Here is a 24,261-nt window from a genome sequence, read left to right on the forward strand (position 1 = left end):
AAGTGCTATCACCGGGTAAATGGGTTCTATCACCGGTTAACATAGGTCTATCACTGGCTAAATCGATTCTATCACCGCTTGAAACAAATCTATCACCGGGTAAACCACTTCTATCACCGCTTGACTACAATTTCCCCACCCAAGTTGACTCCCCAGGAACCACTCAAACGGCTGCCCTGTTCGTATTCATCTGACTTTCAATAAAGTACGAACCCCCAGCTAATTGTCCCTAGTCGCAGCTCAACCTTCATAAAAAGATGCCCGCAAAAAAGACCAGGTGCAGGACCACCCAGTCTAAGTTGCAACTACCCTGTTGAATTATGAATGCCACATTGCAGAAACTATTAAATGTAATGGTCAAACTTCTTTACCTTTCCTACAACGGCACTCATGTCCACATCCATTTCCATATCTCTTTCGGCGTAGCATTCTTTCCATACATCAAAATACCGATTTTGAAGATTTTCCCCGCAGCTTTCATTGCAAGCCAAATAGATAGAATTAATACGGCGATGGAAATTATGATTTCCATCCAAGGCCATTGTTCCAGCTGAGCCAGCCGGAATAGCAATACACTTGGTGCCGTAATGGGAACAAAGGTTAGCACTTTGGCGATTAACCCATTCGCATCATTAAGGAGTGGTCCTAAAAAGGCTATCGGGAAAAACGGAATCATCATAATGATTCCTTGAAAATTGCTTGTCGATGTCATATCTTCTACAGTGGCCCCGATGCTGACAAAAATGGCAGCGAAGAGAAGGTAACCTGTTAAAGCAATAAACAACAAAACAAGCATCTCGGGAACAAGTAGATATTCCAGTAGTGGGAAATCCATCTTCCACAAAGCAATCGGAATTAAAAAGAGCATCCAAACCGTCACTTGCGTAATTCCGAGGACAAAGTAACCGATAATTTTCCCTTGCATTAGTTCCGTTGTCGTAACTGATGAGAGTACGATTTCTGCAACTTTCTCTTTCTTTTCCTGCGATGCTGACGTGAAAATCATCATACCTGTCATGACGATTGAAAAGAGAACCATTCCTGCTACTACTCCTGGAATCAGGTGTTTCATCCGATCTGTATTGCCTGGTCCAGTTGCCGCTTCCTCTCCGGAAGAAACAGCTTCCACTTGAATCCCCTTTCCGACAACTGCGATTTGTTTATCGGTCAGCTCCAGCTGAGCCAACTGCTGTTGACGGAGCGGCTCTTGCAACACTCTCGTTTCGAGTAGAAAACGATCATTGATGTCTTTACTCATATAAACATGAATCGTACCGTTCTCCAGTCCTTCTTGTGTCAACGCTATATAGGCTGTATGTTCATGTTCCTTAACAAGCTTCGGGAATTCCGACTCATTTGCATCTGTTCTCAGCACATTCCAATTCGCTTCATTTTCGGTTGCTATTTGTACGATTTGTTCATAAACACCGATTTCATCTAATACGTTTACCGTAACCTTCTCATTCGACTCTTTATTAAAAAAGGAAGGAACGAATGCAAACAGCATAAAAATAATCGGTGTGCTAATTAAGGAAATCAAGAAAGATTTATTTTTTAAATTCCGCCTGATTTCCCAACGGGCTACTTTCCAACTATTACGCATATACGCCCTCTCCCTTCTCGATTAACAGCTGCGAGTGGTTGTCTGTTGCAACATCAATGAAAATTTCATGCAATGAAATCCGATCGATCGACAGTTCTTGAATAGCGAGAGTCTCAGGCAGCGTGTGTAGCCAAGCAGCCGGCTGGATATCTGGTTCGAGATACAAAACGGCTGCTTCTTCTCTGTTTTCGACTCGCTGCACTTGCGGGATTGATTCCAATACTTGAAGATCATTTTTCCCTCTGATTGTGCATTTAAAGTTAGCATACTGATTTTTCACATCTTCCAACGTCCCATAAATGACCTTCTTGCCTCGATTGATCATAAATAAGCGGTCACATACTTGTTCCACCATGTTCATCTGATGCGAAGACAACAAGATGGCTGTACCATTGTTGGCCAAGTTCTGAATTTCTGTCTTAAACACTTCTTGACTGACCGGGTCCAAACCGGAAAATGGCTCATCCAAAATTAGCAGTTCGGGTTCATGTATAATCGAGCCGATAAATTGCACTTTTTGCCCCATTCCTTTGGAGAGCTCTTCAACCGAGACATTTCCCTTCCCTTCCAGCCCAAGCCTCTTCAAATAGTCAAGCGCCCGTTGCTTCGCCTTCTTTAGCGGATAATCCTTAAGCTCCGCCAAATATAAAATCATATCCATTACTTTTACGTTTTTATAAAGGCCCCGTTCCTCCGGCAAGTATCCGATTTTATGGCGGGGAATATCACCTGGCTGGCAGCCATGAAAATGAACTGTTCCTTCATCTGGATACATGATCCCCATTATATTTCGTATGGTTGTCGATTTTCCGGCTCCATTCGGCCCTAAAACCGCCATAATCTCCCCTTTTTTCACCTCAAAGGTGATATCTTCGATTACTTTTTTATTCTTAAATGATTTGCCTAAGCCTGTCACTGTTAATACAGTATCCACTTTGAACCTCTCCCTTTCCCTTTGTTTATTCATTAACCCTTTCGCAGTCTGCTTAGTTTATAGCTATATCCGATGTAAGGCATCCCCGTGAAAATTAATACCATGGAGGATAGATAGCTCAATATTCCGCACGCATTCCCCATCCCTTTAGGCACCCAGATGTAATTACTCAGCATGGCGACCGAGGATAACAAAATTGTAATCACCAAAGTCGGCAACGCAATGTTTCCCATATATTGTTTTTGCGTCTCGTATTTATCAATTGCGGTCAGTCGATCCGTATGAATCGGAGTAGTCCCCGCCGGTGCACTAAAAATATGAATCTCCTTTCCAACTGAACAAACATGTGTCCAGCCAGACATTTCAAAGAAAGAAAAGTACTCCTCATCCGGCCTCTTTTGATAATCAAGCGAGTACTCGATATCTTGCGGTTTTCCTCTCCGTAACACATATCCAAGGCAATGCATCTTTTCCAGCAGCCACCCCTCACTGGCAAGCTCCCGTAATCGTTCCATGTCGCTCTGTTCTGTAAATGCCAAGCCGCCGCTAAAAATATATTTAGTTTCTGTCATTTACAATTCACCCGCGCTCTTCAAAATTTCCTCAGCATGTTGCACCATATCCCGTCTGCGCTCCACTTCCTGCTTTAGCAGCTCGATCCCTTTTCCCGTCGCCCGATAGGTCTTCTTCTTTTTATCCCCCAGTTCTGTAATTTCAATTAAGTCGGCGGACTGCAGCTTCTGAATAGTGGAATACAAAGAGGCCGGTCCAATGGAGAATTGGCCATTTGTCATCTCTTCCACTGCCTGCATGACGACATATCCATGATTCTCTTGCACAAAGCACAAGAGAATGTAATAAGCCGTATCTGTAAGCTCTCCCATCTCTAATGAACGATTTCTAGCCATATTTTCCTCCTGCTCACATATATCACTTAATGATATATCAATAAACGAAATATATCATTAAGTGATATATGTGTCAACTTAATAAAAGCAAACCTATTACCCAATTGCGGATAAAAAGAAATTTGAATAAATGAAAAGCACCAGTATCCAAACAAATTTGGACACCGGCACCTATGTTCTAGTTAGTATGTTTCTAATAGTCAACATTTCACTTAACAACAATTCACCCTGCTTTAGAGGACAAACCAGTACTGCTTTCCAACCAGCGAAGAAGGCTGAGCCGGGCGAATGGCTGTAGTAGCCACAGCATCAGAAACAGGATAGCCCACAGTATGATCATGCCGACAAATACGATACCGCTGTTGAAGAATATGAACAGGAACAGCGTAAAAAAAACATTCAGCACTAAAAAACCTATCAACAGCATCACCTGCGACATCAGCCAGCGCCGGCCGTTGCGGACCAGGCCATGCAGTTCCACCGGAGATGGTACTGGTACATATTCCCACGTGCGCCTGCTCTTCTCCGAGATATACCAGCAAAGCCAGATCAAACTGATGGTCAGAAGCAATGTCAGGATGGCGGCGACCAACATCATGGTAAGCCGGCTGTCCGTGAATGAAAGAGTCCAGCTGCTCAGATACGAATACAGGACGACGCCCGCGGTTCCTGATAACAGGCCGAGCAGCGAATTCTGCTGGCCGCCGGAACTCTCGAAGAACCGCCGCTCTTTGCTATCATAATACAATGTCCGGAAGATGGATTTATCGAAATGGACCGGGATGTATGTGCGTCGCATGAACTCACCTCACTTCTAATCTTACGCAAACTCATCTCCAATTCGCCACAAACTAGAATTCACGTAGCAAACTTCCTCATTCTAAAGAAGAATAAAAGTGATGAATTGCGATTAAAGGGAGTTGTTAGTGACTAAAACTGCCATAGATATCTGCTATTTCTTCATTTGCACGTAAATAAAAATGCACATCATCAGATGTAACATCATCTGGATTTATGTGCATTTTGAAATTTCTTTTATCTTATTTGTACGGTTGCCATGCATGTATTTATATAGATTCAACAAATTTCAAATCAAAAAGTTCCGATATCTTTAAAAAGATGAATGGAACGAATATAGATATTTTTAGTCACTGTTCAATTCCCTCGAAAAGTGGTTGGCTTAAATCATACTTAAGTGGATGGTTCTCGGAAACGTTATATATTTTAAAATTATAACGTATAGAATAAAAAAAATTTTTATAAAAAGGAGTAAGGCATGAAGGTAGCTCTTATCGTTTCAGCCATTTTTGTATTCATTGTTTTAGCTATCGGACTAATTGTGACCATATCCGTAGCTAACTCTATGAATAGAGATTACAACGGGGGAAAAAGTTTTTCCAGTCTACTATGGGTTTATGTTTTAACAATTCCATTTATTATTATAGTGACTTTTATAGCTATAGCTATATTTTATTAACAACGAAAGACGGTTCGTGACCAGTGAAAAAGCACTTTTTTCCGTGTCCCCAGAGCCGTCTAAAATTGCTTACAACGTTCTTATTACAATATTATATTTATCAGATCCCCTTAAACCCTTATAACAGGCACTCGTTCCCTGAAATATGTACCACAGCAACTCAGTTCTAGGGAATAATGTAGATACTTTTCAAACATTAAACCCCATAACTTCTTAGCGCGGTGGCAAACCTTGAAATGCCTTCTTGTATTGAAGCTCCGTTACCTTTGCCATAAGTAAATCGGGCGTATCCACTTTTTGAGCCCATTATTCTCCCAGGTACAAATGAAACGCCATTTTTCATGGATTCTTCAAGTAATTTAAATTCATCAATTTCGTCAGTTATTTTACACCATAAATGAATTCCGCCTTGTGGCACTAAATATGTAACCTCATTCGATAAGCTGTCCAATGCTAGAATTAACGCATTCCTACGCTCCCTCAATTGAATCCTTAAATTTGAAACATGTTTTTCAAATTGGGGGGAATCTAGAAATCGATTCGCTATCCATTGAGGAAAAACACTATGGCCAAAGTCGATTTGCTGTCTGCCATCAGACAAACGCTTGATCACCTTTTCGGGACCAATAATCCAGCCAATGCGTAGTCCTGATGCAACAACTTTTGATAACGAACTAATATATAAAACATTTTCATTACCGTCCATTGACTTTAACGTAGGTCCAATGCATCCGGCGAATGAAGTCAAATTATAGGGATCATCCTCAATTATAGGAATACCGTACTTGGAGGATAATTCAAGTATTCTCTTTCGGCGTTCCAGAGACATTTTTGTGCCCGTAGGATTTTGATAATCAGGGTTTAAAAAAAGCATACGAATTCGATATTTTCGTTGTAAAGCTTCAATATCATCAGGATTTACGCCATATTGATCAACTGGGAGTAATAGAGTTCTAACACCAAATGATTGAAAGATCGGTAAAGAGAATGCATAGGATGGGTCTTCAATCGCTACAGTATCCCCTGGTTTTAACAAGCATTGAACGATGAGGTGGATTGCTTGCTGAGCACCCGATGTAATCAATACGGAATTCGGCTCAACATCCATATTTTTATATGTTTTCACATGCTTACAAATGGTCTCCCGTAATCCTTCATCGCCTAAAGGATGATCGTAACCTAAATGCTCATCAAACACATGCTCCTTAAAAATCCTAGCGAATTGGACATTAGGCAGTAAATCAGCCGCAAGTTCCCCGCTTGATAGGTTAATCATTCCTTTTTGATCCGTTTCATTACGAAGTTTCTGTACCAAAGGAAGATTCGGAAGAAATGAGCCATCCTCTACATATCTCCCCCAATTGGGGACCCTTTTATGAGTTAGTCCCCATATATCCGTATTTATATAAGTGCCGCTTCCTTTTTTTCTGACAATTAATCCGATCGCCTCTAGCTCATCATAAGCAGTCACAACTGTACTCCTATTTATCTGTAACTTTTTTGCTAACTCACGTTCAGATGGCAATGGCTGGTCCTGAGATAAATCTCCAGATATAATCCCATTCTCTATTTGTTCTACGAGTTGCCTATACATAGGTTTTTTTATTGAACGGTCCAGCATAAATCGCAATATACTCCACCCTTTATTTATAAGTTTTCAATTATTTTCAAAACGATATAATTAAGGCTATTATATCACCTCCTGGACATCCGGATCCCATAGAAGTGTTAAAGATGGCCTAGAGCAGGAATCGAGTGACAGTCACCCAAACAATCATGACAAATATGAATTTCTAATTTTTTCCTCCATGAAAACTATTCTTACTTCAGATTCTTGCCCTGCCCTCAACTCGAAAACTTCTTCCATATATGCGATAATAATAGAACTAACGTTTCATCGTAGAAAGAAAAGAGGGCCTATTGTGAAACCAGTTATTCTATCGGAAAAACCGTCCCAAGCCAAAGCATATGCAGACGCTTTTTCCACACGCCGACACGAAGGTTACTTAGAAATTAACCCATGTCCCATTTTCCCAGAAGGCGCGTATATTACATGGGGTGTCGGCCACCTCGTCGAACTGAAGGAGCCTCATGCATATAACCCATCCTGGAAGCGTTGGTCGCTCGGCAGCTTGCCAGTCTTGCCGGACCGTTATGAGTTTCAAGTGGCAAAGGGAAGTTCAAGCAGATTCAAGTGGTGAAGAAATTTGAAGAAATTGATTCGTGGGACGGATACCGAGCAAGACTAGTCCAATCAGTTGAGATATTGTTTATTATTACTTATAATGTACATATAATAAAAAAGACCGGGTGCTCGAACACCCAGTCAGTTGCAGCTGACATCCGCTTGAAGAGCGGTTGGCTAGGAATAAGAATGTTAACAAGAAAAAGTAACTATCTCACCTATTAGCTGATAGCGGAGGATGGTTACTTTTTTCTATTGGTGTAGAGAGCAACTATCGCAACGATAGCTGTTGTCATCATCGCGAGGAACATTCCAAATTGCATTAGCATGTCCATTGCTTCGTAAGTCACCATGTAAACACCCCCTTTCACAAAGGGAGTGCCACCGCCCATCCGCTATAAATGTAGCTGCATCTATAATTATATCATTAATATATTCTTTCTAGAAGCTAATCAACACTTCTATTAACCCTCGCCAAACCTCCTCCTCATAGCAATCTCCCACCTACTATGAGATAATATAAGAACAAACGTACCAATTCATAAATCGAGGTGTCCGCCATGAAACCCGTTATCCTAGCCGAAAAGCCTTCCCAAGCGAAAGCGTATGCAGACGCTTTTTCCGTGCGCAAACATGAAGGCTATTTGGAAGTGAACCCATGTCCGCTCTTCCCGGAAGGCGCGTATATTACATGGGGTGTCGGCCACCTCGTCGAACTGAAGGAGCCGCATGCATACAATCCATCCTGGAAACGCTGGTCGCTCGGCAGCTTGCCAATCTTGCCAGACCATTATGAGTTTCAAGTGGCAAAAGGGAAGTTCAAGCAGTTCCAAGTGGTGAAGAAATTAATTCGTGGGACGGATACCGTTATTAATGCTTGTGACGTGGATCGGGAAGGGTCGAACATATTCTATAGCATTTACAACCAGACGGGCGCCCGCAATCAGAGGATTTTGCGTCTCTGGATCAATTCGTTGGAAGTCGACGAAGTCCGTAAAGGGTTTGCCAATTTGCGGGACAACCGCAAGGACTTGATGATGTATGAGGAAGCGAAAGCCCGGCAGATTAGCGACTGGCTTGTCGGAATGAACGGCTCCCGGCTGTATACGTTGCTCTTAAAGGCAAAAGGAGTGCAGGAAGTGTTCCCGATCGGCCGGGTGCAATCGCCGACGGTTTATCTGATTTATCAACGCGAACGGGAAATCGAGACGTTTGTATCGGAGCCGTTTTTTGAGGTGGAAGCGGAATTTAAGGCGGAGCATGGCATGTACAAAGGCAAGGCGAAGGTGAAAGAGCCGAAGCGGGAAATTGTACAGGAATTGCTCGCGAAGCATGGCATCCGGCCGGATTCACCCGGCACTATCATGTCCGTCACTCATGCGGATAAACGGACGCCTCCACCGCAGCTCCACTCGCTTTCCACCTTGCAGGCGACGGCCAATCGCAGGTGGAAGACGAGCCCGGCGAATGTCTTGAAAATAATGCAGGGGCTGTACGAGAAAAAGCTCGTCACCTACCCCCGAACTGATACCCGGCATATTACGCCGAATGAGTTTGCTTATTTGAAAGACCAGGTCGGGGCCTATCAACAACTGATTAACGAACCATTTCAAGTCGCTTCCCTGTCGCCAAGTAAGCGTTATGTGGACAGCTCCAAAGTTCAGGAGCACTACGCAATCATCCCGACGAAAAAGGTGCCGACTCAGGCTGTCCTTGGCCGCTTGTCGCCGCTCGAGCGGAATTTATACGAAGAAATTGTGCGGACCACGCTCGCCATGTTCCACCGTGATTACCTCTATACGGAGACGAAGGTGACGACCGATGTGAACGGCCTGCCTTTCTTTACGACCGGAAAGACCGAGCGTGACATTGGTTGGAAGGCTTTATTCAAAAGCTCGAAAGACGATAAGGATGAACCTGCTTTGCCGCCGCTTAGCCAAGGGGAAGCCGTCTCGAGTAAAATCGGCATCAAAGAAGGCAAGACGATGCCGCCAAAGCCGTACACGGAAGGCCAGCTCATTACGATGATGAAAACATGCGGGAAGCTCGTCGAAGATAAGGAAGAAACCGATATCCTGAAAGAAATTGAGGGGCTCGGGACCGAAGCCACACGAAGCAGCATTATCGAAACGATAAAAAAGCACGGCTATATTTCTGTAACGAAAAATATTGTCTCCTTGACGGCTAAAGGACGAGTCCTCTGCCAAGCGATAGAAGGCAACTTGCTGGCGAGTCCATCGATGACCGCAAAATGGGAAGCGTATTTGCGAAAAATCGGGAATGGCGAAGGGACGAGCCAGCATTTTCTCGATAATATTGCGAAGTTCATTGCCAAATTATTAGAGGAAGTGCCAAGGCAATTGGAGGCGAAGCCAATAGATGCAACAGCAGTGCCGCCCCGCCCATCCAAATCCCGCGGCTCCTATCAAACGGTCGAAGTGGCCCCGTGCCCAGCCTGCAAAACCGGCATGATTTTAGCTCGTAAAGGCTTTTATGGTTGCAGCAATTATAAAAATGGCTGCAAGCAAACATTCCCTGGCCTTTATTTAAAGAAAAAGCTGACGCCCGCTCAAGTGAAACTGCTCTGCACCAAAGGTAAAACAAACGTGATCAAAGGTTTTACCGCCAACAATGGAAATCAATTCGATGCCAGTCTGTCGCTTGAAAACGGTAAATTGAATTTAGTGTTCCAATAAATAAAACGACGGACCCCCTGTATTAGGGCTCCGTCGTTTTTGTTTTTATTCTACTTTGGCATCGCTGTCCGTTTCCGCCACAACAGCCGTTTCAACTGGTTTCTTTGAAAAGATCGCGTGCAAGATCAATCCTGCAATAAATCCGACAAGCGCCGGCACGAGCCAAGCAAATCCATTTTCACTGAACGGTAATCTGCCCACCGCTTCGCTAATGAAAGGAATGTGAATTTGGTGTGCTGTGATCGTTTCAAACGTACTCACAAATATGGTAAAGAGGATGGCTCCCCGGTAGCCCCCGGCATTGGGAATGAATTTATTGAAGACACCTAAGAACACTAATACGATCGCCACAGGATACAGCACTGTGAAAATCGGCATTGCATAGTCCACAATTTTGCCCACTCCCATGGAGCCGACTCCGGCTCCGACTACGCTGATAATGAACACCCATACCCGATAACTGATTTTTTCTTTCGATAATTTATGCAAGAAGTCAGCAATCACGGCCATCACGCCGATGGTAGATGTTAAGCATGCCAGCGCAACGGCAATGGCTAATGCTATCGAACCGAAGTTTCCAAGCAGGTGTTGTACGATTTCCGAAACAAGCGCTGTACTTTCAATATCAGAAGGGAAGATAGCACTTCCGCTCGCACCGATAAATAATAAACCGCCGTAAACGATCAGAAGACCTAGGCCTGCAATGCCTGTTCCGATCAAAGCAATCTTACGAACTTGTCTTCCTTTATATCCATAACCGACAATTGCCGCAATAAAGATTGGCGCACATAAAATACCTGTTACGACATCACCTGTTTGGTAGGCGCTGATGAAGGCATCTGAAAACGGAGCCTTTGAACCCGTGTTAATCGGCGTTCCGATTGGCGAGAAAATGCCTTTTCCAACGATGAACAAGAGGATGATCACCAAAAGCGGCGTAAGGATTTTCCCTATTTTATCGATGACATTCGATTTATCCATTGCAAAATAAAAACTGATGGCAAAGAATAAGACAATCGTGACAATTTGGGGTACTTGGGGAAATAAAATGCCCACTCCTAGCTCATGCGTGGTTGCCGCCATTCTAGGAATTGTGACAAACATTCCAATGCCCACCATCAGGGCCAGATTGAATACAGCATAGAACCATGGACTGATCGGCCTAGTCAGCTCTTCAAATTTTCCGTTTGCGTTTAAGATGGCAATGACCGCAAGCAATGGCAGGACGATGCCCGTAATACTAAATCCGACTAATGCCGGAATCCAATCCGTTCCGGTCATATTCCCAATGCTCGGCGGAAATATGAGATTGCCCGCACCAAAGTAAAGTGCAAATAAGGCAAAACCTAAAATGATGCTGTGTCGTATTGTTTGTCCCATTCTTTTCACCTCTTCGTTGTATCTGTCTTGGATGGAACCGTTTTCAATTCTTTCATTAACGACCGTTCCATCATTTGTTGTTCATGTAATAAGAATGTTTTCTATTCTTTCACTATACCGAACGTCTCCATAAAAAAAAGAGGGGAAGTTTTTTCCCTCTCTCGTCAAAAAATTTTTACCTTAATTCATATTTCGTTAACTTGTATTTCAATGTCTGCTTGGAAACACCAAGACGTCGCGCCGTTTCTGCAATTATGCCATTTGCCTTGCTCAATTCCTCTGCAATAATCGCTCTTTCATACTCATCGACTTTCTCTTTCAAGTCCATTATTTTCCGTTCTCCCGGTACGTCCCGACGGTTTTCATGCTGCCGAATTTTCCTTGGCAGATCACCTACGGTTATGACGCCTGCCTGCATTTGATTGATCGCTGTCTCCACGGCGTTTTTCAGTTCCCTTACGTTGCCCGGCCACGAATAATGATGGAACAATTGCATAACCTCGGGCTCCACTGTCTCAATTGCCACATTCATATGTTGCTGATAAAAACGAATAAAATGCCAGACGAGCTGTTCAATATCCTCTTTCCGTTCCTTCAATTCTGGCAGGTCAATTTGAATGACACCGACCCGATAATAGAAGTCCTCACGCATTCGCTTCTCTTGTAATAATGTTTCCGGGTCCTCATTGGTCGAAGAAATGAGGTGGACATCCAAATGGATATCCGTTGTTCCACCTAGGCGGCGTATCGTCTTTTCTTCGATTACCTGCAATAGCTTAGCTTGGAGCTGGGGGCTTAGTTCATTGATACCGTCAAGGAATAATGTACCGCCGTTCGCCTGTTCAACGATTCCGAACTGCGTTTCGCCGTCATGCTCTGTTCCCCATAACACCTGATCCGCCCGATCTTCAGATAAGGCACGGCAATTCAGCGTGATAAACGGCTGGCCAAAACGGTTGCTTCGATTATGGATCGCCTGTGCCACGATCTCTTTTCCCGTTCCTGTCTTTCCATAGATCAGGATAGTGGAATCGTGCTGAGCAATGCGCTCCATTTTTTCTTTGATCGCTTTCATTCCCTCATTCTGCGTAATGAGATCGTCTATCGTATAAATAGTATTGTTTTTGCGGTAAATTTTATGGGAGGAGTAGTGATCCAAGTATTGCATATGCTCTTTCGAATAAAAATGCTTGGAAAATTCTATGGCGCCCACTATAACACCATTCTCCTCAATCGGATACGTGGAACTGAGCGAATCATAGGTTTGTCCCGTTTTCGTGACGAGTTTCTGGTGGACCATCGTCATTGCTTCACCTGTATGTAATACAGTCATAACGGTACTGTTGTCATCTGTTAAATTCGTATAAAACGAAGTAACTTTCCTGCCTAAGAAATCCTCTGGGCGATGGCCTAATTTAGACAACACATTCAAGTCAGCCAGATCATAATAAAGCGTCGTCCCTTCATCATCTACGACCAGGACATTGTCGAAATCCGCTAACCGTTTGAAGCTTTCCAAGTCTGGTATCATCTAACCCCCCCTTACTCCACGCTGTATAATTCACTGCTTACCCATTTCGAAAGAATAGAAGCAGTGCAATGATAATGGCCAGTATAACGATATAAAACATAATTTTCTTCAACACAAGCAATCCCTCCTTGCCTTGTTTCTTCCACAAGACACGGCAGATACCCTTTTACTATTCGCTTCCTTCTTACGATGAATTCATTTCATTTTATCAGTCTTCTTCTGACGGAAAAAGCGGATTGCTTTTGGAATGTTTTATCAAATGGATGAAACTGATATCCTGAAAGAAATTGAGGGGTCGTGCAAGATCAACCCTGCTATAAATCCGACGAGCGACGGCACGAGCCATGCAAATTCATTTTCACTGAACGGCAATCTGGCGACCACTAAGGGAAAGTGAATACTTCAAATATACTCACAAAAATGGCAGATAAGATGGCTTCCCGGTAACCCCGGCATTGGGAATGAAATTATTGAAGACACTATCATACCCTAACTCTCTAATATCCTTCATTCTTTTGCCAGGGTTCAAAATATCATCTTTTTTTCATTAAATATATTTTTAAATAACATATTAATTTAATTAATTTTATAAAATAATGTTAACAACATAGTTAAATCTATTCGTATATCCATTTTATTGTCTTTGATCAAAACATAAAAATATATAAACAACTCTTCGCATTAAAAAGTGCTAAATATTTGTCGGCACACAAATTATTTTAGCTTACTTTAATATGATATAGTAGTGATATAGTTGATATAGTAGTGATATAGTTGATATAGTAGTGATATAGTTGATATAGTTATACAACGAAATAGTGATTCTCCCCTTTGATAACCCTTTCAAAATTTGTCACTTATCCACTTGAGAATATACTGAAATTCCCCAGAGGAAGAAAGCATCAAGACGTTCTATTAAAATAAACAATCTTTTGGTTTGTATATAATGTAAATTAAAAGCCTTTAAAATAAAAGGCTTTTAATTTACATACAACAAGAACTTGTGTTCCCAAAAGTATTGCTACATATAAAAAAGGAGGGTATTGATATGCTTGAAGATATCGAAGTATTGGAAATGCTGCAGCCTAAGATTCAAAGTGTCTTGTCAAAAACTAACTTCCAGGAAAGAAATGATCTCGAACAAGAACTAAAATTAAAAGTACTATCCAAATTACCGGATATCAACAAAGTAAATATCCCCAATTTTTTCGAGCTTCTTGATAAAGAGATTATCCCAAAATAAATCAAAACAGAGAGCTATTCACAACCGAATAGCTCGTTTTTGTGGATTTTTATATTACTGGTTGTAGTTTTCTTTATTTTTATCCCTTTACATTAAAACGAAGCCAATGTCAGTTCCTTCATAACAAAAACAGAACTAGTGAAACTAATACGTACATTAGAGGAGGATGTAAAATGAGTGACGTCGATTTATTTCAAATGATAGGCAATTTCGGTTTTCCGATTGTGATGACGATTTACTTATTACACCGGTTCGAAAAGAAAATAGAAAGATTAGAAGAAGTTGTACAAGAATTAGCTAAAATCATATCCTTCAATAGAAAATGACTACCTGTTCGCCTATTACCGCCGCCCGGGTGACAGAATTCATAACGAAAACCATAATAAACTAAAAAAGCTCAACCTTTGACAGCACCCTTTTTTTCATTCGGAGGAACTATCTTTCACCACGATTATCGAAACGGGGTCTGTGTAACTCCTCTAGAGAACAGGACATATCCGCTAGCCTATTAAAAACCCAATCACGGTATGGGGAATGAAAAGAAAAGCGCTGCTGTAGAGGAGAGAGAGCACTAGATCATGCCCAGTGTCCTCTTCTCCTTTCTATAAGAATGTAGCTTTCACCCATAGCCAATTAACGTTAGTCCCTCATTGAGATCTCATAGCTCTTAATTAAACAGACTACGGGTTAATTTTCCGTAGTCTGTTTTATCGTTACTATAGATTTGTTATTGAACTCAGTCCGGGTAAAGTTTAGCGAATACAGCATTACGAATACCATGTATTCTGCTATAAACATTTTTACCTGGACATAATGTTGCAGATATATCCTTGTGACCAACAATTTTAGATGGTTCTATGTTGAAATCATAGCAAAGCCATGCTAATAAATTTACTAATCTAGATTCTTGGGTTGCAGTAAAAGACCGATCTTCGTAGTTACCATGAACGGAAACACCAATAGAATAACTATTGGCATTACCTGCATGATAACCCATTCTATTAATAGGATTGCCTTCAAGGATAGTACCGTTTTTCCCAATAGTAAAATGATAAGCCAAGTCACAGTAATTAATGCTTTTAAAATAATCTTGCAACCATTTCTGATGCTGATTTTCTGTCCGGTTAGAAACAGTGGTGTTATTAGAAGCACAGTGATGAACTACGATTTGAGTAACAGAACTCTTTGCTAAATTAGGAAGAGTACAACTAGGTGCTGTTGACCCCCATTGGCTTCTAGTAGTCATAGAAGGTTTTGGTTGATAAGTTTTAGCCATGGGTTTTCCCCTCTTTCAAATTATTTCAAGTATATCGCTGGCTGATACACTTGTTATTACTTAAAGGGGAGTTACGAGTAAATTTACAACCTATGTTTAATTTTTTTATGCCTCTTCTTTGAGATTTTCAAAGTGGGACGTTTTCTTTTCCTTTTTCCCACAAAAAATACCCAGAAAGAACACGTAAAACGTGCCCAATCCAGGTTTCCTGTTATGTTAAAGTATAATTTTTCACATTATTGCTGTTAGACGCTTACTCAGTGAGATTATCAAGGTTTTTGTCTTGAGGGGTTCCTGAGTAATTAATTTCTTTGCTTAACAATTGCTTCGTTGTAGAGCAGGCCTCGATTAAATATACTTTACTCCTCACCTTTTTATAATCCAAGCTGTGGCTTAGTATCTCTTCGTCACATCTATTGCATTTGATCAACTCATGTATGGCCAATTCAAGTTTATTTATCTTTTTTTCAAATCGTTGTAACAAATATATTGTAATTAGAATAGGAAAAGCACCATTACCTATCATTTGAATAATCGTAATTTCATCTAGCATCCAATTCACCTCTAATTCTGCGCAATGCAGTTTTTTTGGTTTTACTAATCGATTGTTGGGAGACTAATAATAATTTCGATATCTCCGTGTCCTTCAAATCCTTAATATAGGCTAAATACAATATTTGTTTCTGCCTTTCCGTTAAAATTTTGACAGCGTTAAGCAGTCTAGAGTCGTTTATATAATCTTCAATATTGTTACTCTCCAGAGAATATTTATTGATACTCTCATCTTTTATTTGTTCAATTAAACACGAATTTCCGTCACTGATTGGCTTGTCCAGGATTAAAAGAGTATTCTCCGAGAATTTTCGAATCTTTTTATCATAATTGATTGCTTCAAAATAAATCGTTTTGGAGAAATATGATACTAACCTGGCCTTATAACAATAAATATAGAATCTTTTATTGATTTTTTCTTCTAACTCTATTGAATTGCTCAAGAGATACTCATTATACAATTGTCGATTACTATCAATGCTTAAAAATCCAATTATTAAAGGGTTTTTTATACTACGGCCATTAATTAACATGAATACACCCCCATTAATAGAGTCGGCGTTCTTAATTATAACTATTAAAGGTGGAAGAAAAGGACTAAATACAACCCTTTTGAAATAAAACCCAAAAGACCTATTACTTTTTAGATTAAAGTTATCAATTAAAAAGACAAACAGGAAGTATTCCACTCCACCACTTTCAACAGATCCATCCGCTTGTTTAAACATTTCCGTCCTCTCACTGGATCAATTTAATCATTAGACGGAAGGAAACTTTTTTTGTTTCAACCCTCTGAAAAGTGTTCTTATTATATAAAGGTTCCAGTGGGGTAGAGTTAGGCAGAGGACTTCATTTGATTAGTCTTCTTCTAATGGTAAAGGCGGATTGTTTTTGGAATGTTTTATCAAAAGGAAAGGCACCCCTGTTGTCCTTCCAACAGAGATGCCTTTCATATTAACCTTTACATTTTCTTCGGCCAGAAACTCCACTTGCCTAATTTGACGAGGATTGCCGGGATGAGTAGAGGACGGACGATAAACGTATCAATCAGGATACCAAGTGCCATGATGAACCCGAACAACTTCAATTCATAAATAGGCATCGTCGCTAAGACGAGGAAAGTCGCTGCCAGAATCAACCCGGCCGAACTGATGACGCCACCCGTCCGTTCCAGTCCTCTCCGGACCGCTTCATCAAACGGCAATGCTTTCATTTCCTCCCGGATTCGTGCAATCAACATAATCGAATAATCGACGCCAAGCGCCACGAGGAAAACAAATGCATAGAGTGGTATTCGATAACTAATGCCATCCAGATCCAGAAAAATGCTAAACAGGAAGTACGATAGCCCGAGCGTTGCTGCAAATGATAGAAGAATGCTTCCCATCATATAGATCGGGGCCACAACCGACTTTGTTTGCAAGCCAAGCATGATGGAAATCAGAATCGTCATCAAAATTATGACAACCCATGTATCCCGACCATTGAAATCCCGTACGTCAGCGTTGATTGCGGACTCTCCCGCAATATGAAGCTCAGCGCCAGCCAGCCCAGCTTCCTTCAATATAGAATCTGCCTTCTCGCGAAGCGTAAGCACTGTATCCAACGCTTGCGCATCGTATGGATTCCCTTTGAATGTAACTGAGAATTTTGCCGCATTCCCATCCGCATTGAGCGGATTGCCTTGCGCCGTCACATTTGCAACGCCTGGCGTTTCTTTGATGTCGCTGACGACGGACTGGAGACCCTCTTGACTCAGCTCCTTGTCAGAAACGATGAGGAGTGAACCTGGAGCCAAGCTGCCTTCAGAAAACGCGTCACCGAGCCGTTCATATCCGACCCGGGAAGATAGATCTTCAGGGAAGGAAGCGATCAAATCATAGGACTCCTTCATATTCGTGACATTCCAAGCTCCTAGGATAAGAAGAAGGATGATAGGAATCATGAAACGGAGCGGTTTTTCTGTCACTACGCGCGCCACTTTGCCCCAGACTGTTTTCTTCTCGATCGTTTCCTCTCCAAACTTCGGAATGACCGGCCAAAATGCTTTCCTGCCAATCAAAGCGAACAACGCAGGCAGCAGTGTCAATCCTGCTATCAACATGGCAGCGGCAGCAATCGCGAAGACTGGTGCAAAATTGCGATATGGTTCATAAAGTGCGAAGAAGAGCGTCGCCACTCCTAAGACGATCGTGCTGCCGCTGAAGAAAATCGGCTCCCGTACATGGCGCATTGTCTCGCGCATGGCCGCACTGGCATTTTCATGCCGTTTCAGCTCTTCCCGATACCGGGAGAAAATGAGCAAGGAGTAATCCGTCACGACCGCAAACAGCAAAATCGTCATAATGGACAGCGCTTGGCTGTCGACTCCGAACCATGCCTCTTTCGTCGCAAATCCGATGATGCGATCCACCACGGCATAGACGATGCCTGCGCCAACGAGCGGAATGAGCGTCAGCAATGGAGAACGGTAGATGACGAGCAGCAACACAAGGATCAAACCGACTGTCGACAAAAGCAACACCAGGTCCGCGCGGCTGAATAACTCAACAGCATCTGATGCAATCCCTGCCGGCCCCGTCCAGGACGCCTCGATTCGATCATTCAAATCGGCTTCCGAAGCCGTTTTCACATCACTTACCAGCACATTCAACTGCTTCCCTTCCAATGTTTCAGGCAAGGAGAGCGGGATGAAAAACGTTTTCTCATCCTCTGAAACAAACGATTGCCGTTGCTCCTTCTGCAGCATGGAAAGCGGCAGCACTTCAATATCTTTGAATTGTTCATTGCTAGCCAAGGCAGATTCAACTGCTTTGGCAGTCTCTGTTATCTCCTCTTCTGAAAACCCTTGGTCCGTATGGAACACAGCGAATAATGGCAATCCACCGTTATTCGGGAAATACTTTTCCACTTCGTGAGCGGCAATGATAGATGCGGCGTCAGAAGGCAGCCCGCCGTCTTTATTGGCAACGACAAACTCTTTTCCTCCTGGAGCTAAGGCAGACAGCACGCCTGCCAGAAGGATCCAAACCGCGACGGAGATCCACCAGAACCGTTTCCTCGTATTCACTTTTGTCATTTATCTCCATCCTTTTGGACAAACAAGGTCACAAGGACAAAGAGCGCAAAGCTTAGCAAGAGAATGCTTCCGCCGACGATATAGAAAATGAGAGAGAAGGTTTCATTCACACCGAATGGCTGGATGAATTGGAACCACATTCCCGCAGTCAACCCGATCGATCCTAAAATAGCAGACCAGCCGTGAACGGTCACCAGCTTTTTCGCACGCACTTTATAAATCTTATAAAATACGCCCCATGCAAAGACAGACAACCAGCCGACTACGAGAATATGAGCGTGGATCGGCCGGAATGCATAGGAACCCGAACCTGCCATATGGGAACCTAAAAAAGCACCGATCACACCAAAAATCGCCGCCACTCGAATTAACCGTAAACTCCATTTTTCTTGCATTCTATTTTCCTCCTATTCCGTTCATGTTATATGGCTATCTTAAAATCTCAACATGAACGGAACATGAACAAGACATTACAATTTTGGAATGGTGATGGTGAACGTCGTTCCTTCTCCTTCTACACTAGCCACTTCAATCGTTCCTTTATGTAGCGTGACGACCTGTTGGACGATGGAGAGCCCAAGCCCGGTCCCTTCGATATTCCGCGTGCGGGAATCATCGACCCGGTAAAATCGTTCGTACAGCTTATCCAAATGGGACGCAGGAATGCCAATGCCTGTATCTCGCACCGTCACAATGGCGCAGTCCTCCTCATTCACTGCCGCCACTTCAATTTCCCCGCCTTCTTCTGTGTATTTTACCGCGTTGGAAAGCAGATTCTCCCACACTTTTTCGAGGAATGCGGGATCCCCCTCCACTTCGATCTTCTCAATATCCATGGATAAGGACAGCACTTTATCCTCCAGCGCCCATCGATATTTACGGACAATGTCTTTTAATTGCTCATCCAAGCGGAACCTTTTGTAGCGCAACGGGGATTCCAATTGGTCCAGTGACGTAAGGAGAAGCAGCTGCTTCGTAAGTGTTGACAGCCGGTCTGTTTCGGAATTAATGATGCTCACGTAGTTCGTCCGTTCTTCTTCCCGGACAGCCGGGTCCAGCAGCAACGTCGCATACCCTTTAATGTTTAAGAGCGGCGACTGGAAATCATGCGACACGTCACTGATGAATTGTTTTCTCATCCGGTCACTCTGCTGAAGCCGATCGACCATCTTTTGAAAACTGCTCGCCAGCTGGCCAATTTCATCCCGCCGCTGAATGTCGATCGGCTCATCGAAACGCTCCTGCGCTACCTTTTTCGTAGCTGCTGTCAGCTTTGTAATCGGTTCGATCAGTTTCTTCGCGACAATCAGCATCGACAGCAAACTGAAAATCGCCATGACAATGACCATGCCGCCCAGCAAATAATGGACCTCTGTGAACAGGAACTTGATATCCGGCCGCATGAACAACGCATAATTTTTCCCGCCATGCGCGAACGGCACGCCGACCGTGTTCGCCAGCTGATCGGAGAAGAATCCAGTCATGAACGTCTCTGTCTTCAAGTCTCGCATCCCGTGGTAGGAATCACCTGCAAGAACTTCGTCCAATGTAGCAGCCGAAAGATCCATTTTTCTAAAAGGTGCGCCGTACAGAACAGCCTCCCGATCTTCATTCACTACATACAGCTTGTACCCGATCGCTGCCTGCGTCTGCAAATACAGATTTAGGTCAAGTTCCTCGTCGTTCTCGATGAATGACGCAATCTGCTCTGCTATGTTCATATTCTTCGCATCATTTTTCCCTTTAAGCTGCTGGTGGTAATATGTATTGACAACGAGAAAGGCAACCAGGGCACTCGTCATCATTATGCCGACCGTGAAAGACAGAAACCTTCCATATAACGACTTCATACTTCATCCGTCTCCAGCTTATAGCCAACGCCGCGCACAGTCGTGATCCGGACAGGATCTCCAAGGCTTCCAAGCTTGTCACGGAGCCGTTTCACATGAACATTGAGTGTCTGCTCGTCCCCTGCGTAATCGTATCCCCAGACGCGCTCGATCAGGAAGTCGCGTTCAAACACATGATTCGGTTTGGAGGCAAGCACCGACAACAGCTCAAATTCCTTGAGCGGCAGGAGCAGCACTTTATTGCCAACTGTAACTTCATAGCTCTGTCGATTGATTTGCAATGGGCCGGCTTCGATCTGCACACCGACCGCTTTATCGTAACGACGTAGAATGGCATTGATCCGGAACAGCAGCTCCTTCGGCTCGAACGGCTTAACGACATAATCATCAGACCCGGCTAGAAAGCCCTTTTCCTTATCCTCCAGTTCCCCTTTCGCCGTCAACAATAAAACCGGTACATCCGCCTCACGCAGCTTTTTCGTTAGGGTGAAGCCGTCCATCCCGGGCATCATGACATCGACAACTGCGAGATCAGGCACATTCTTTTCAAGCATGGCAAGCGCCTCCATGCCATTCAATGCTTTTTGCACGGTATACCTCGCCTGCGTCAAGTGAATCGCCACCAGTTCCAAAATATGCAGATCGTCATCCACAACTAATATATTCATCCAGACCTCCCCTTCCTTTTCAATGCTTTGCGCCATTCCGCATTCAGCAGCCCGGAAACCAGGATGATAACCGCCGTCATATAAAACCAGAGGACAAGCAGAATGACACCCGATATTTGGCCATATAATCGATTATACTCCACCTTTTGCACATACCCGTCAAATACGAGCGAGAACAATTGCCAGCCAAGTGCCGAAAACACCGCACCGGGCAGCACTTCCATCAATGTCATTCTCCCCGTCGGGACTACCTTGTAAAAGAGAAGAAAAAAGTTGAACAGGAACAACGTCCCAATTCCCCATTTCAACAAAGGCCATACATAGAGCCAGCCTTGCCAATCCTCCAAGGTATCGTAATAGGACACGACCTCATGCAAGGACCGTTCGATCAAAGGCAGAAATAAGGATAACGAAATGACAGCCATGAACAGCAGCGTTACCCCGAGGTCCCGGATAATCGCCTGCAGAATGCCGTATTTCCGGATGTAGCCGTTCGCCAGGTCAAGTGACCGGGCAAGCGACTGGACGGCCACAGAAGACAGCCAGAATGCCACAGCAAGACTCGTATAGAGGACATTGCCTTGCACTTTATAGAGCAGGCCTTTGACATTCTGTTCAATGATGACATACGCCTCTTCTGGCGCGAATGGTCGGATGAATGCAAGCAGCCATTGTTCATTCACCGGCAAATAGCTGAGCAGTGAAAAGAGGAAAATAAGGAACGGAAACATCGAAAGCAACAGGTAATAGGCCGTTTGGGCGGCCTGGTCGAAAAATCGCTCCTTGAAAAAGCGGACCGCTACGTTTCGGATGATGGTCATCGTCTCCTTTTCTTATGAAAAAGCCTTGAAACAAGTGTACGCATTCACTCCATTGAACATTCACTATCCGCTTCGTCCGCAAAACCTTATGTCAGTTTTCGTGACTCCCCGAGTTGCAACACATGCAGATGAGACGGATCCATCTTCAGCCTGTCCCACTCCGCATGCATCCGGTCGAGCGCTTCTTTCGGCGTATCATCAGCCAGCATGAAGGCGCCAAAATGGATTGGAACCATGTGGCCCGCTTTCGCATCAAGGAACGCTTGAATGGCTTCCTCGGGATTCACATGCTGTTCCTTCATGAACCACTCGGGCTCATACGCCCCGATCGGCATAAGGCAGTAATCGATGGTGAACCGATCTCCGATCTCCTTGAAACCTCGGAAATACCCGCTGTCTCCAGCGAAATAGACCGTCGGCCCGTTATCCGGCTCAATCACCCAGCCGCCCCAATGGGACCGATTCGTATCAAACAGCGTACGCTTGGTCCAATGCTGTGCGGGTACAAATGTGAGCAAGAGCGATTTAAATTGAACATGCTCCCACCATTGGAACTCCTGCACATCGTAAAGACCATACCGCTCAAATGTACGCTTCAATCCAGCCGGCACAAAGAACTTTGGCTTACCGGGCAGCCGCTTGATCGACTGATAATGGAGATGATCATAATGACTATGGGACAGCAGCACAATGTCAATGTCCGGCAATTCATCAAGACGCAGTCCAGGCTCAGTCAGCCGCCGGTACATGCCCAGCCATTTCGCCCATACCGGATCTGTGATTAGGTTCACACCATCCAGTTGGATCAATAGCGTGGAATGTCCAATGAACGTGATGGTCGGTACATCCCGATTCTCCTTCAGCCAGCCGACCTCTTTGATCTTTGCCTGTGGATGATGATAGGACAAATCTTTATGTTTTTTTCGGCGCTCCCGTTGCCATTGCAGCAAATCTTTGAACGAACCTGTTACATCCACATCATCCAAATTAGAATAACGCATCTTGATTAATCCCCCTTTTCCCTATTTTATGAAATTAAGATTCATCTCTTCAATGAAAAACCCTTTCTGCAGTAACCATGGCAACTCGAGGATGGAGACCGACTCTACATAATGCCATTGGCTTGGTGAGTGGATGGTGTGGGGTTATCTCTGAGTGGACTCTTAGGTTGATGGAGATTTTCTGGCGTTCATCCGTGTTTTCTGGCGTTCACGTCGATTTTCTGGCGTGCGCACCGGTTATCTGGCGTTCACCTCGTTTTTCTGGCGTGCGCGCCGGTTATCTAGTGCTCTACTGCAAAATATCTTTCATTGCTACAAGTGACAGATGTCTTACCAACTCATATCATCTCGGGTCTGCCGATCGTCAACCTCATCGGCTTCTACCCCACTCAAGAAACATTGATTGGCCAATCACTCCTGCTGCTCGTCATTGCAGGAACGATGGTTTACAAAAGAAAGCAAGAGCTTTCAACAATTTGAGATCCTCTAAAGATTTAGGCTGCAGCCTTATCAGATTTCTGATGAGACTGCGGCTTTTTTTGTGATGGGGGCATTTATTCTGGTAAGGCTCGGTATGCTGTGATAGGATTGCCTGCCTTAATAGGTGTGGTTAATAAGTTGTACTTTTGTAGTTTTGCTGACTACACGTTGCTGGATGTGACTAACGAGGAGAGGCATGGCCTAGTTATATGGAGATCTCTAGCTGAAGAAGAATTAACTTGTTAGATCCGTTAGAATTGTAGTCAAGCGGTGATCAATTTGGGTTAGACGGTGATAGAAAGGAATTCAAGGAGATTGGCGATTTGATCATCTCTCAGGATCTCGCTCCAAAGGGAAGCTCTTGCGGCAAAGCCGCTTTACTAGCCTTCGGTTCCTGCTTGCAATAAGTGTTTCTTATAAGATCTTTAAAGATACCTTACGGTATCTATTAGATTCAAGCACAAAAAAACCATCCCCCACAGGGGATGGCCTTTGCCCGGCGACGTCCTACTCTCACAGGGGGAAGCCCCCTACTACCATCGGCGCTGAAGAACTTAACTTCCGTGTTCGGTATGGG

23 protein-coding genes and 1 rRNA gene are annotated in these 24,261 nt (G+C 43.6%); 5 read left to right on the forward strand and 19 right to left on the reverse strand.

The window, feature by feature from the left end:
* Positions 1–388: 388 nt before the first annotated feature.
* From NCCP2222_RS11660 to pdxR, 6 genes are all read right to left on the reverse strand, one after another.
* Positions 389–1,603 (reverse strand): ABC transporter permease, encoded by a 1,215-nt coding sequence (locus tag NCCP2222_RS11660; protein WP_248512518.1) that lies wholly within the window; start codon positions 1,601–1,603, stop codon positions 389–391.
* Positions 1,596–2,537: an ABC transporter ATP-binding protein gene (locus NCCP2222_RS11665; RefSeq protein WP_248512519.1), complete on the reverse strand. Its 942-nt coding sequence runs from the start codon at positions 2,535–2,537 to the stop codon at positions 1,596–1,598. Before NCCP2222_RS11665 ends, NCCP2222_RS11660 begins: the two co-directional genes overlap by 8 nt.
* A gap of 32 nt (positions 2,538–2,569) precedes the next feature.
* Positions 2,570–3,109: a DUF2812 domain-containing protein gene (locus NCCP2222_RS11670; RefSeq protein WP_248512520.1), complete on the reverse strand. Its 540-nt coding sequence runs from the start codon at positions 3,107–3,109 to the stop codon at positions 2,570–2,572.
* Complete coding sequence (locus NCCP2222_RS11675) at positions 3,110–3,445, reverse strand: PadR family transcriptional regulator (protein ID WP_248512521.1); 336 nt, start codon at positions 3,443–3,445, stop codon at positions 3,110–3,112.
* Positions 3,446–3,668: 223 nt separating this feature from the next.
* Positions 3,669–4,244, reverse strand: coding sequence for a hypothetical protein (locus NCCP2222_RS11680; RefSeq protein ID WP_248512522.1), 576 nt, complete (start codon positions 4,242–4,244; stop codon positions 3,669–3,671).
* Positions 4,245–5,118: 874 nt separating this feature from the next.
* A complete protein-coding gene (pdxR, locus tag NCCP2222_RS11685; protein ID WP_248512523.1) occupies positions 5,119–6,552 on the reverse strand; it encodes a MocR-like pyridoxine biosynthesis transcription factor PdxR in 1,434 nt (477 codons plus the stop codon).
* A 292-nt stretch (positions 6,553–6,844) separates the two neighbouring features.
* On the opposite strand from pdxR, the gene NCCP2222_RS11690 reads away from it, so the two are divergent.
* Positions 6,845–7,123, forward strand: coding sequence for a hypothetical protein (locus NCCP2222_RS11690; protein WP_248512524.1), 279 nt, complete (start codon positions 6,845–6,847; stop codon positions 7,121–7,123).
* A gap of 226 nt (positions 7,124–7,349) precedes the next feature.
* Here NCCP2222_RS11690 and NCCP2222_RS11695 read toward each other — a convergent pair whose 3' ends face one another.
* Positions 7,350–7,460: a putative holin-like toxin gene (locus NCCP2222_RS11695; RefSeq protein WP_248512525.1), complete on the reverse strand. Its 111-nt coding sequence runs from the start codon at positions 7,458–7,460 to the stop codon at positions 7,350–7,352.
* 207 nt (positions 7,461–7,667) lie between these two features.
* Here NCCP2222_RS11695 and NCCP2222_RS11700 point away from each other — a divergent pair, with 207 nt between their 5' ends.
* A complete protein-coding gene (locus NCCP2222_RS11700; RefSeq protein WP_248512526.1) occupies positions 7,668–9,803 on the forward strand; it encodes a type IA DNA topoisomerase in 2,136 nt (711 codons plus the stop codon).
* Positions 9,804–9,848: 45 nt separating this feature from the next.
* Here the strand turns inward: NCCP2222_RS11700 and brnQ are convergent, their stop codons facing one another.
* Both brnQ and NCCP2222_RS11710 read right to left on the reverse strand, forming a co-directional pair.
* On the reverse strand, positions 9,849–11,183 hold the full coding sequence (gene brnQ, locus NCCP2222_RS11705) for a branched-chain amino acid transport system II carrier protein (protein WP_248512527.1): 1,335 nt from the start codon (positions 11,181–11,183) through the stop codon (positions 9,849–9,851).
* A 175-nt stretch (positions 11,184–11,358) separates the two neighbouring features.
* Positions 11,359–12,714: a sigma-54 interaction domain-containing protein gene (locus NCCP2222_RS11710; RefSeq protein WP_248512528.1), complete on the reverse strand. Its 1,356-nt coding sequence runs from the start codon at positions 12,712–12,714 to the stop codon at positions 11,359–11,361.
* 1,048 nt (positions 12,715–13,762) lie between these two features.
* On the opposite strand from NCCP2222_RS11710, the gene NCCP2222_RS11715 reads away from it, so the two are divergent.
* A complete protein-coding gene (locus NCCP2222_RS11715) occupies positions 13,763–13,957 on the forward strand; it encodes a hypothetical protein (protein WP_248512529.1) in 195 nt (64 codons plus the stop codon).
* Between the two features lie 173 nt (positions 13,958–14,130).
* A complete protein-coding gene (locus NCCP2222_RS11720; protein ID WP_248512530.1) occupies positions 14,131–14,283 on the forward strand; it encodes a YvrJ family protein in 153 nt (50 codons plus the stop codon).
* A gap of 410 nt (positions 14,284–14,693) precedes the next feature.
* Here NCCP2222_RS11720 and NCCP2222_RS11725 read toward each other — a convergent pair whose 3' ends face one another.
* From NCCP2222_RS11725 to NCCP2222_RS11765, 9 genes are all read right to left on the reverse strand, one after another.
* Positions 14,694–15,233, reverse strand: a complete 540-nt coding sequence (locus NCCP2222_RS11725; protein ID WP_248512531.1) for a peptidoglycan recognition protein family protein — start codon at positions 15,231–15,233, stop codon at positions 14,694–14,696.
* Positions 15,234–15,486: 253 nt separating this feature from the next.
* A complete protein-coding gene (locus NCCP2222_RS20810; protein ID WP_309295960.1) occupies positions 15,487–15,786 on the reverse strand; it encodes a YvrJ family protein in 300 nt (99 codons plus the stop codon).
* On the reverse strand, positions 15,776–16,513 hold the full coding sequence (locus NCCP2222_RS11735; RefSeq protein ID WP_248512532.1) for a sigma-70 family RNA polymerase sigma factor: 738 nt from the start codon (positions 16,511–16,513) through the stop codon (positions 15,776–15,778). Before NCCP2222_RS11735 ends, NCCP2222_RS20810 begins: the two co-directional genes overlap by 11 nt.
* Before the next feature lie 233 nt (positions 16,514–16,746).
* Positions 16,747–18,864: an MMPL family transporter gene (locus NCCP2222_RS11740; RefSeq protein WP_248512533.1), complete on the reverse strand. Its 2,118-nt coding sequence runs from the start codon at positions 18,862–18,864 to the stop codon at positions 16,747–16,749.
* Positions 18,861–19,259 (reverse strand): hypothetical protein, encoded by a 399-nt coding sequence (locus NCCP2222_RS11745; RefSeq protein ID WP_248512534.1) that lies wholly within the window; start codon positions 19,257–19,259, stop codon positions 18,861–18,863. Before NCCP2222_RS11745 ends, NCCP2222_RS11740 begins: the two co-directional genes overlap by 4 nt.
* A gap of 75 nt (positions 19,260–19,334) precedes the next feature.
* Positions 19,335–20,714 carry a sensor histidine kinase gene (locus tag NCCP2222_RS11750; RefSeq protein WP_248512535.1) on the reverse strand — a complete coding sequence of 460 codons (1,380 nt, stop codon included), beginning with the start codon at positions 20,712–20,714 and terminating at the stop codon, positions 19,335–19,337.
* Complete coding sequence (locus NCCP2222_RS11755) at positions 20,711–21,382, reverse strand: response regulator transcription factor (RefSeq protein ID WP_248512536.1); 672 nt, start codon at positions 21,380–21,382, stop codon at positions 20,711–20,713. Before NCCP2222_RS11755 ends, NCCP2222_RS11750 begins: the two co-directional genes overlap by 4 nt.
* A complete protein-coding gene (locus NCCP2222_RS11760; protein WP_248512537.1) occupies positions 21,379–22,203 on the reverse strand; it encodes a YihY/virulence factor BrkB family protein in 825 nt (274 codons plus the stop codon). The genes NCCP2222_RS11755 and NCCP2222_RS11760 overlap by 4 nt, the downstream gene beginning before the upstream one ends.
* 86 nt (positions 22,204–22,289) lie before the next feature.
* Positions 22,290–23,204, reverse strand: coding sequence for an MBL fold metallo-hydrolase (locus NCCP2222_RS11765; RefSeq protein WP_248512538.1), 915 nt, complete (start codon positions 23,202–23,204; stop codon positions 22,290–22,292).
* A gap of 309 nt (positions 23,205–23,513) precedes the next feature.
* Between NCCP2222_RS11765 and NCCP2222_RS11770 the strand changes: the two genes are divergently transcribed.
* Positions 23,514–23,684 carry a hypothetical protein gene (locus NCCP2222_RS11770; protein WP_248512539.1) on the forward strand — a complete coding sequence of 57 codons (171 nt, stop codon included), beginning with the start codon at positions 23,514–23,516 and terminating at the stop codon, positions 23,682–23,684.
* A gap of 494 nt (positions 23,685–24,178) precedes the next feature.
* On the opposite strand, the gene rrf is transcribed toward NCCP2222_RS11770, so the two are convergent.
* A 5S ribosomal RNA gene (gene rrf, locus NCCP2222_RS11775) occupies positions 24,179–24,261 on the reverse strand; the annotation flags it as partial.

Origin of the sequence: Sporosarcina sp. NCCP-2222, assembly GCF_023168145.1 — a bacterium.
In the GTDB taxonomy this organism is placed as follows: domain Bacteria; phylum Bacillota; class Bacilli; order Bacillales_A; family Planococcaceae; genus Sporosarcina.

Excerpts from the sequence above, each read along its gene's own strand:
- NCCP2222_RS11660 (WP_248512518.1), bottom strand. The coding sequence starts at position 1,603 with ATGCGTAATAGTTGGAAAGTAGCCCGTTGGGAAATCAGGCGGAATTTA.
- NCCP2222_RS11670 (WP_248512520.1), bottom strand. The coding sequence starts at position 3,109 with ATGACAGAAACTAAATATATTTTTAGCGGCGGCTTGGCATTTACAGAA.
- NCCP2222_RS11675 (WP_248512521.1), bottom strand. The coding sequence starts at position 3,445 with ATGGCTAGAAATCGTTCATTAGAGATGGGAGAGCTTACAGATACGGCT.
- NCCP2222_RS11680 (WP_248512522.1), bottom strand. The coding sequence starts at position 4,244 with ATGCGACGCACATACATCCCGGTCCATTTCGATAAATCCATCTTCCGG.
- NCCP2222_RS11695 (WP_248512525.1), bottom strand. The coding sequence starts at position 7,460 with ATGGTGACTTACGAAGCAATGGACATGCTAATGCAATTTGGAATGTTC.
- NCCP2222_RS11700 (WP_248512526.1), top strand. The coding sequence starts at position 7,668 with ATGAAACCCGTTATCCTAGCCGAAAAGCCTTCCCAAGCGAAAGCGTAT.
- brnQ (WP_248512527.1), bottom strand. The coding sequence starts at position 11,183 with ATGGGACAAACAATACGACACAGCATCATTTTAGGTTTTGCCTTATTT.
- NCCP2222_RS11710 (WP_248512528.1), bottom strand. The coding sequence starts at position 12,714 with ATGATACCAGACTTGGAAAGCTTCAAACGGTTAGCGGATTTCGACAAT.
- NCCP2222_RS11715 (WP_248512529.1), top strand. The coding sequence starts at position 13,763 with ATGCTTGAAGATATCGAAGTATTGGAAATGCTGCAGCCTAAGATTCAA.
- NCCP2222_RS11720 (WP_248512530.1), top strand. The coding sequence starts at position 14,131 with ATGAGTGACGTCGATTTATTTCAAATGATAGGCAATTTCGGTTTTCCG.
- NCCP2222_RS11725 (WP_248512531.1), bottom strand. The coding sequence starts at position 15,233 with ATGGCTAAAACTTATCAACCAAAACCTTCTATGACTACTAGAAGCCAA.
- NCCP2222_RS20810 (WP_309295960.1), bottom strand. The coding sequence starts at position 15,786 with ATGCTAGATGAAATTACGATTATTCAAATGATAGGTAATGGTGCTTTT.
- NCCP2222_RS11735 (WP_248512532.1), bottom strand. The coding sequence starts at position 16,513 with ATGTTTAAACAAGCGGATGGATCTGTTGAAAGTGGTGGAGTGGAATAC.
- NCCP2222_RS11740 (WP_248512533.1), bottom strand. The coding sequence starts at position 18,864 with ATGACAAAAGTGAATACGAGGAAACGGTTCTGGTGGATCTCCGTCGCG.
- NCCP2222_RS11745 (WP_248512534.1), bottom strand. The coding sequence starts at position 19,259 with ATGCAAGAAAAATGGAGTTTACGGTTAATTCGAGTGGCGGCGATTTTT.
- NCCP2222_RS11750 (WP_248512535.1), bottom strand. The coding sequence starts at position 20,714 with ATGAAGTCGTTATATGGAAGGTTTCTGTCTTTCACGGTCGGCATAATG.
- NCCP2222_RS11755 (WP_248512536.1), bottom strand. The coding sequence starts at position 21,382 with ATGAATATATTAGTTGTGGATGACGATCTGCATATTTTGGAACTGGTG.
- NCCP2222_RS11760 (WP_248512537.1), bottom strand. The coding sequence starts at position 22,203 with ATGACCATCATCCGAAACGTAGCGGTCCGCTTTTTCAAGGAGCGATTT.
- NCCP2222_RS11765 (WP_248512538.1), bottom strand. The coding sequence starts at position 23,204 with ATGCGTTATTCTAATTTGGATGATGTGGATGTAACAGGTTCGTTCAAA.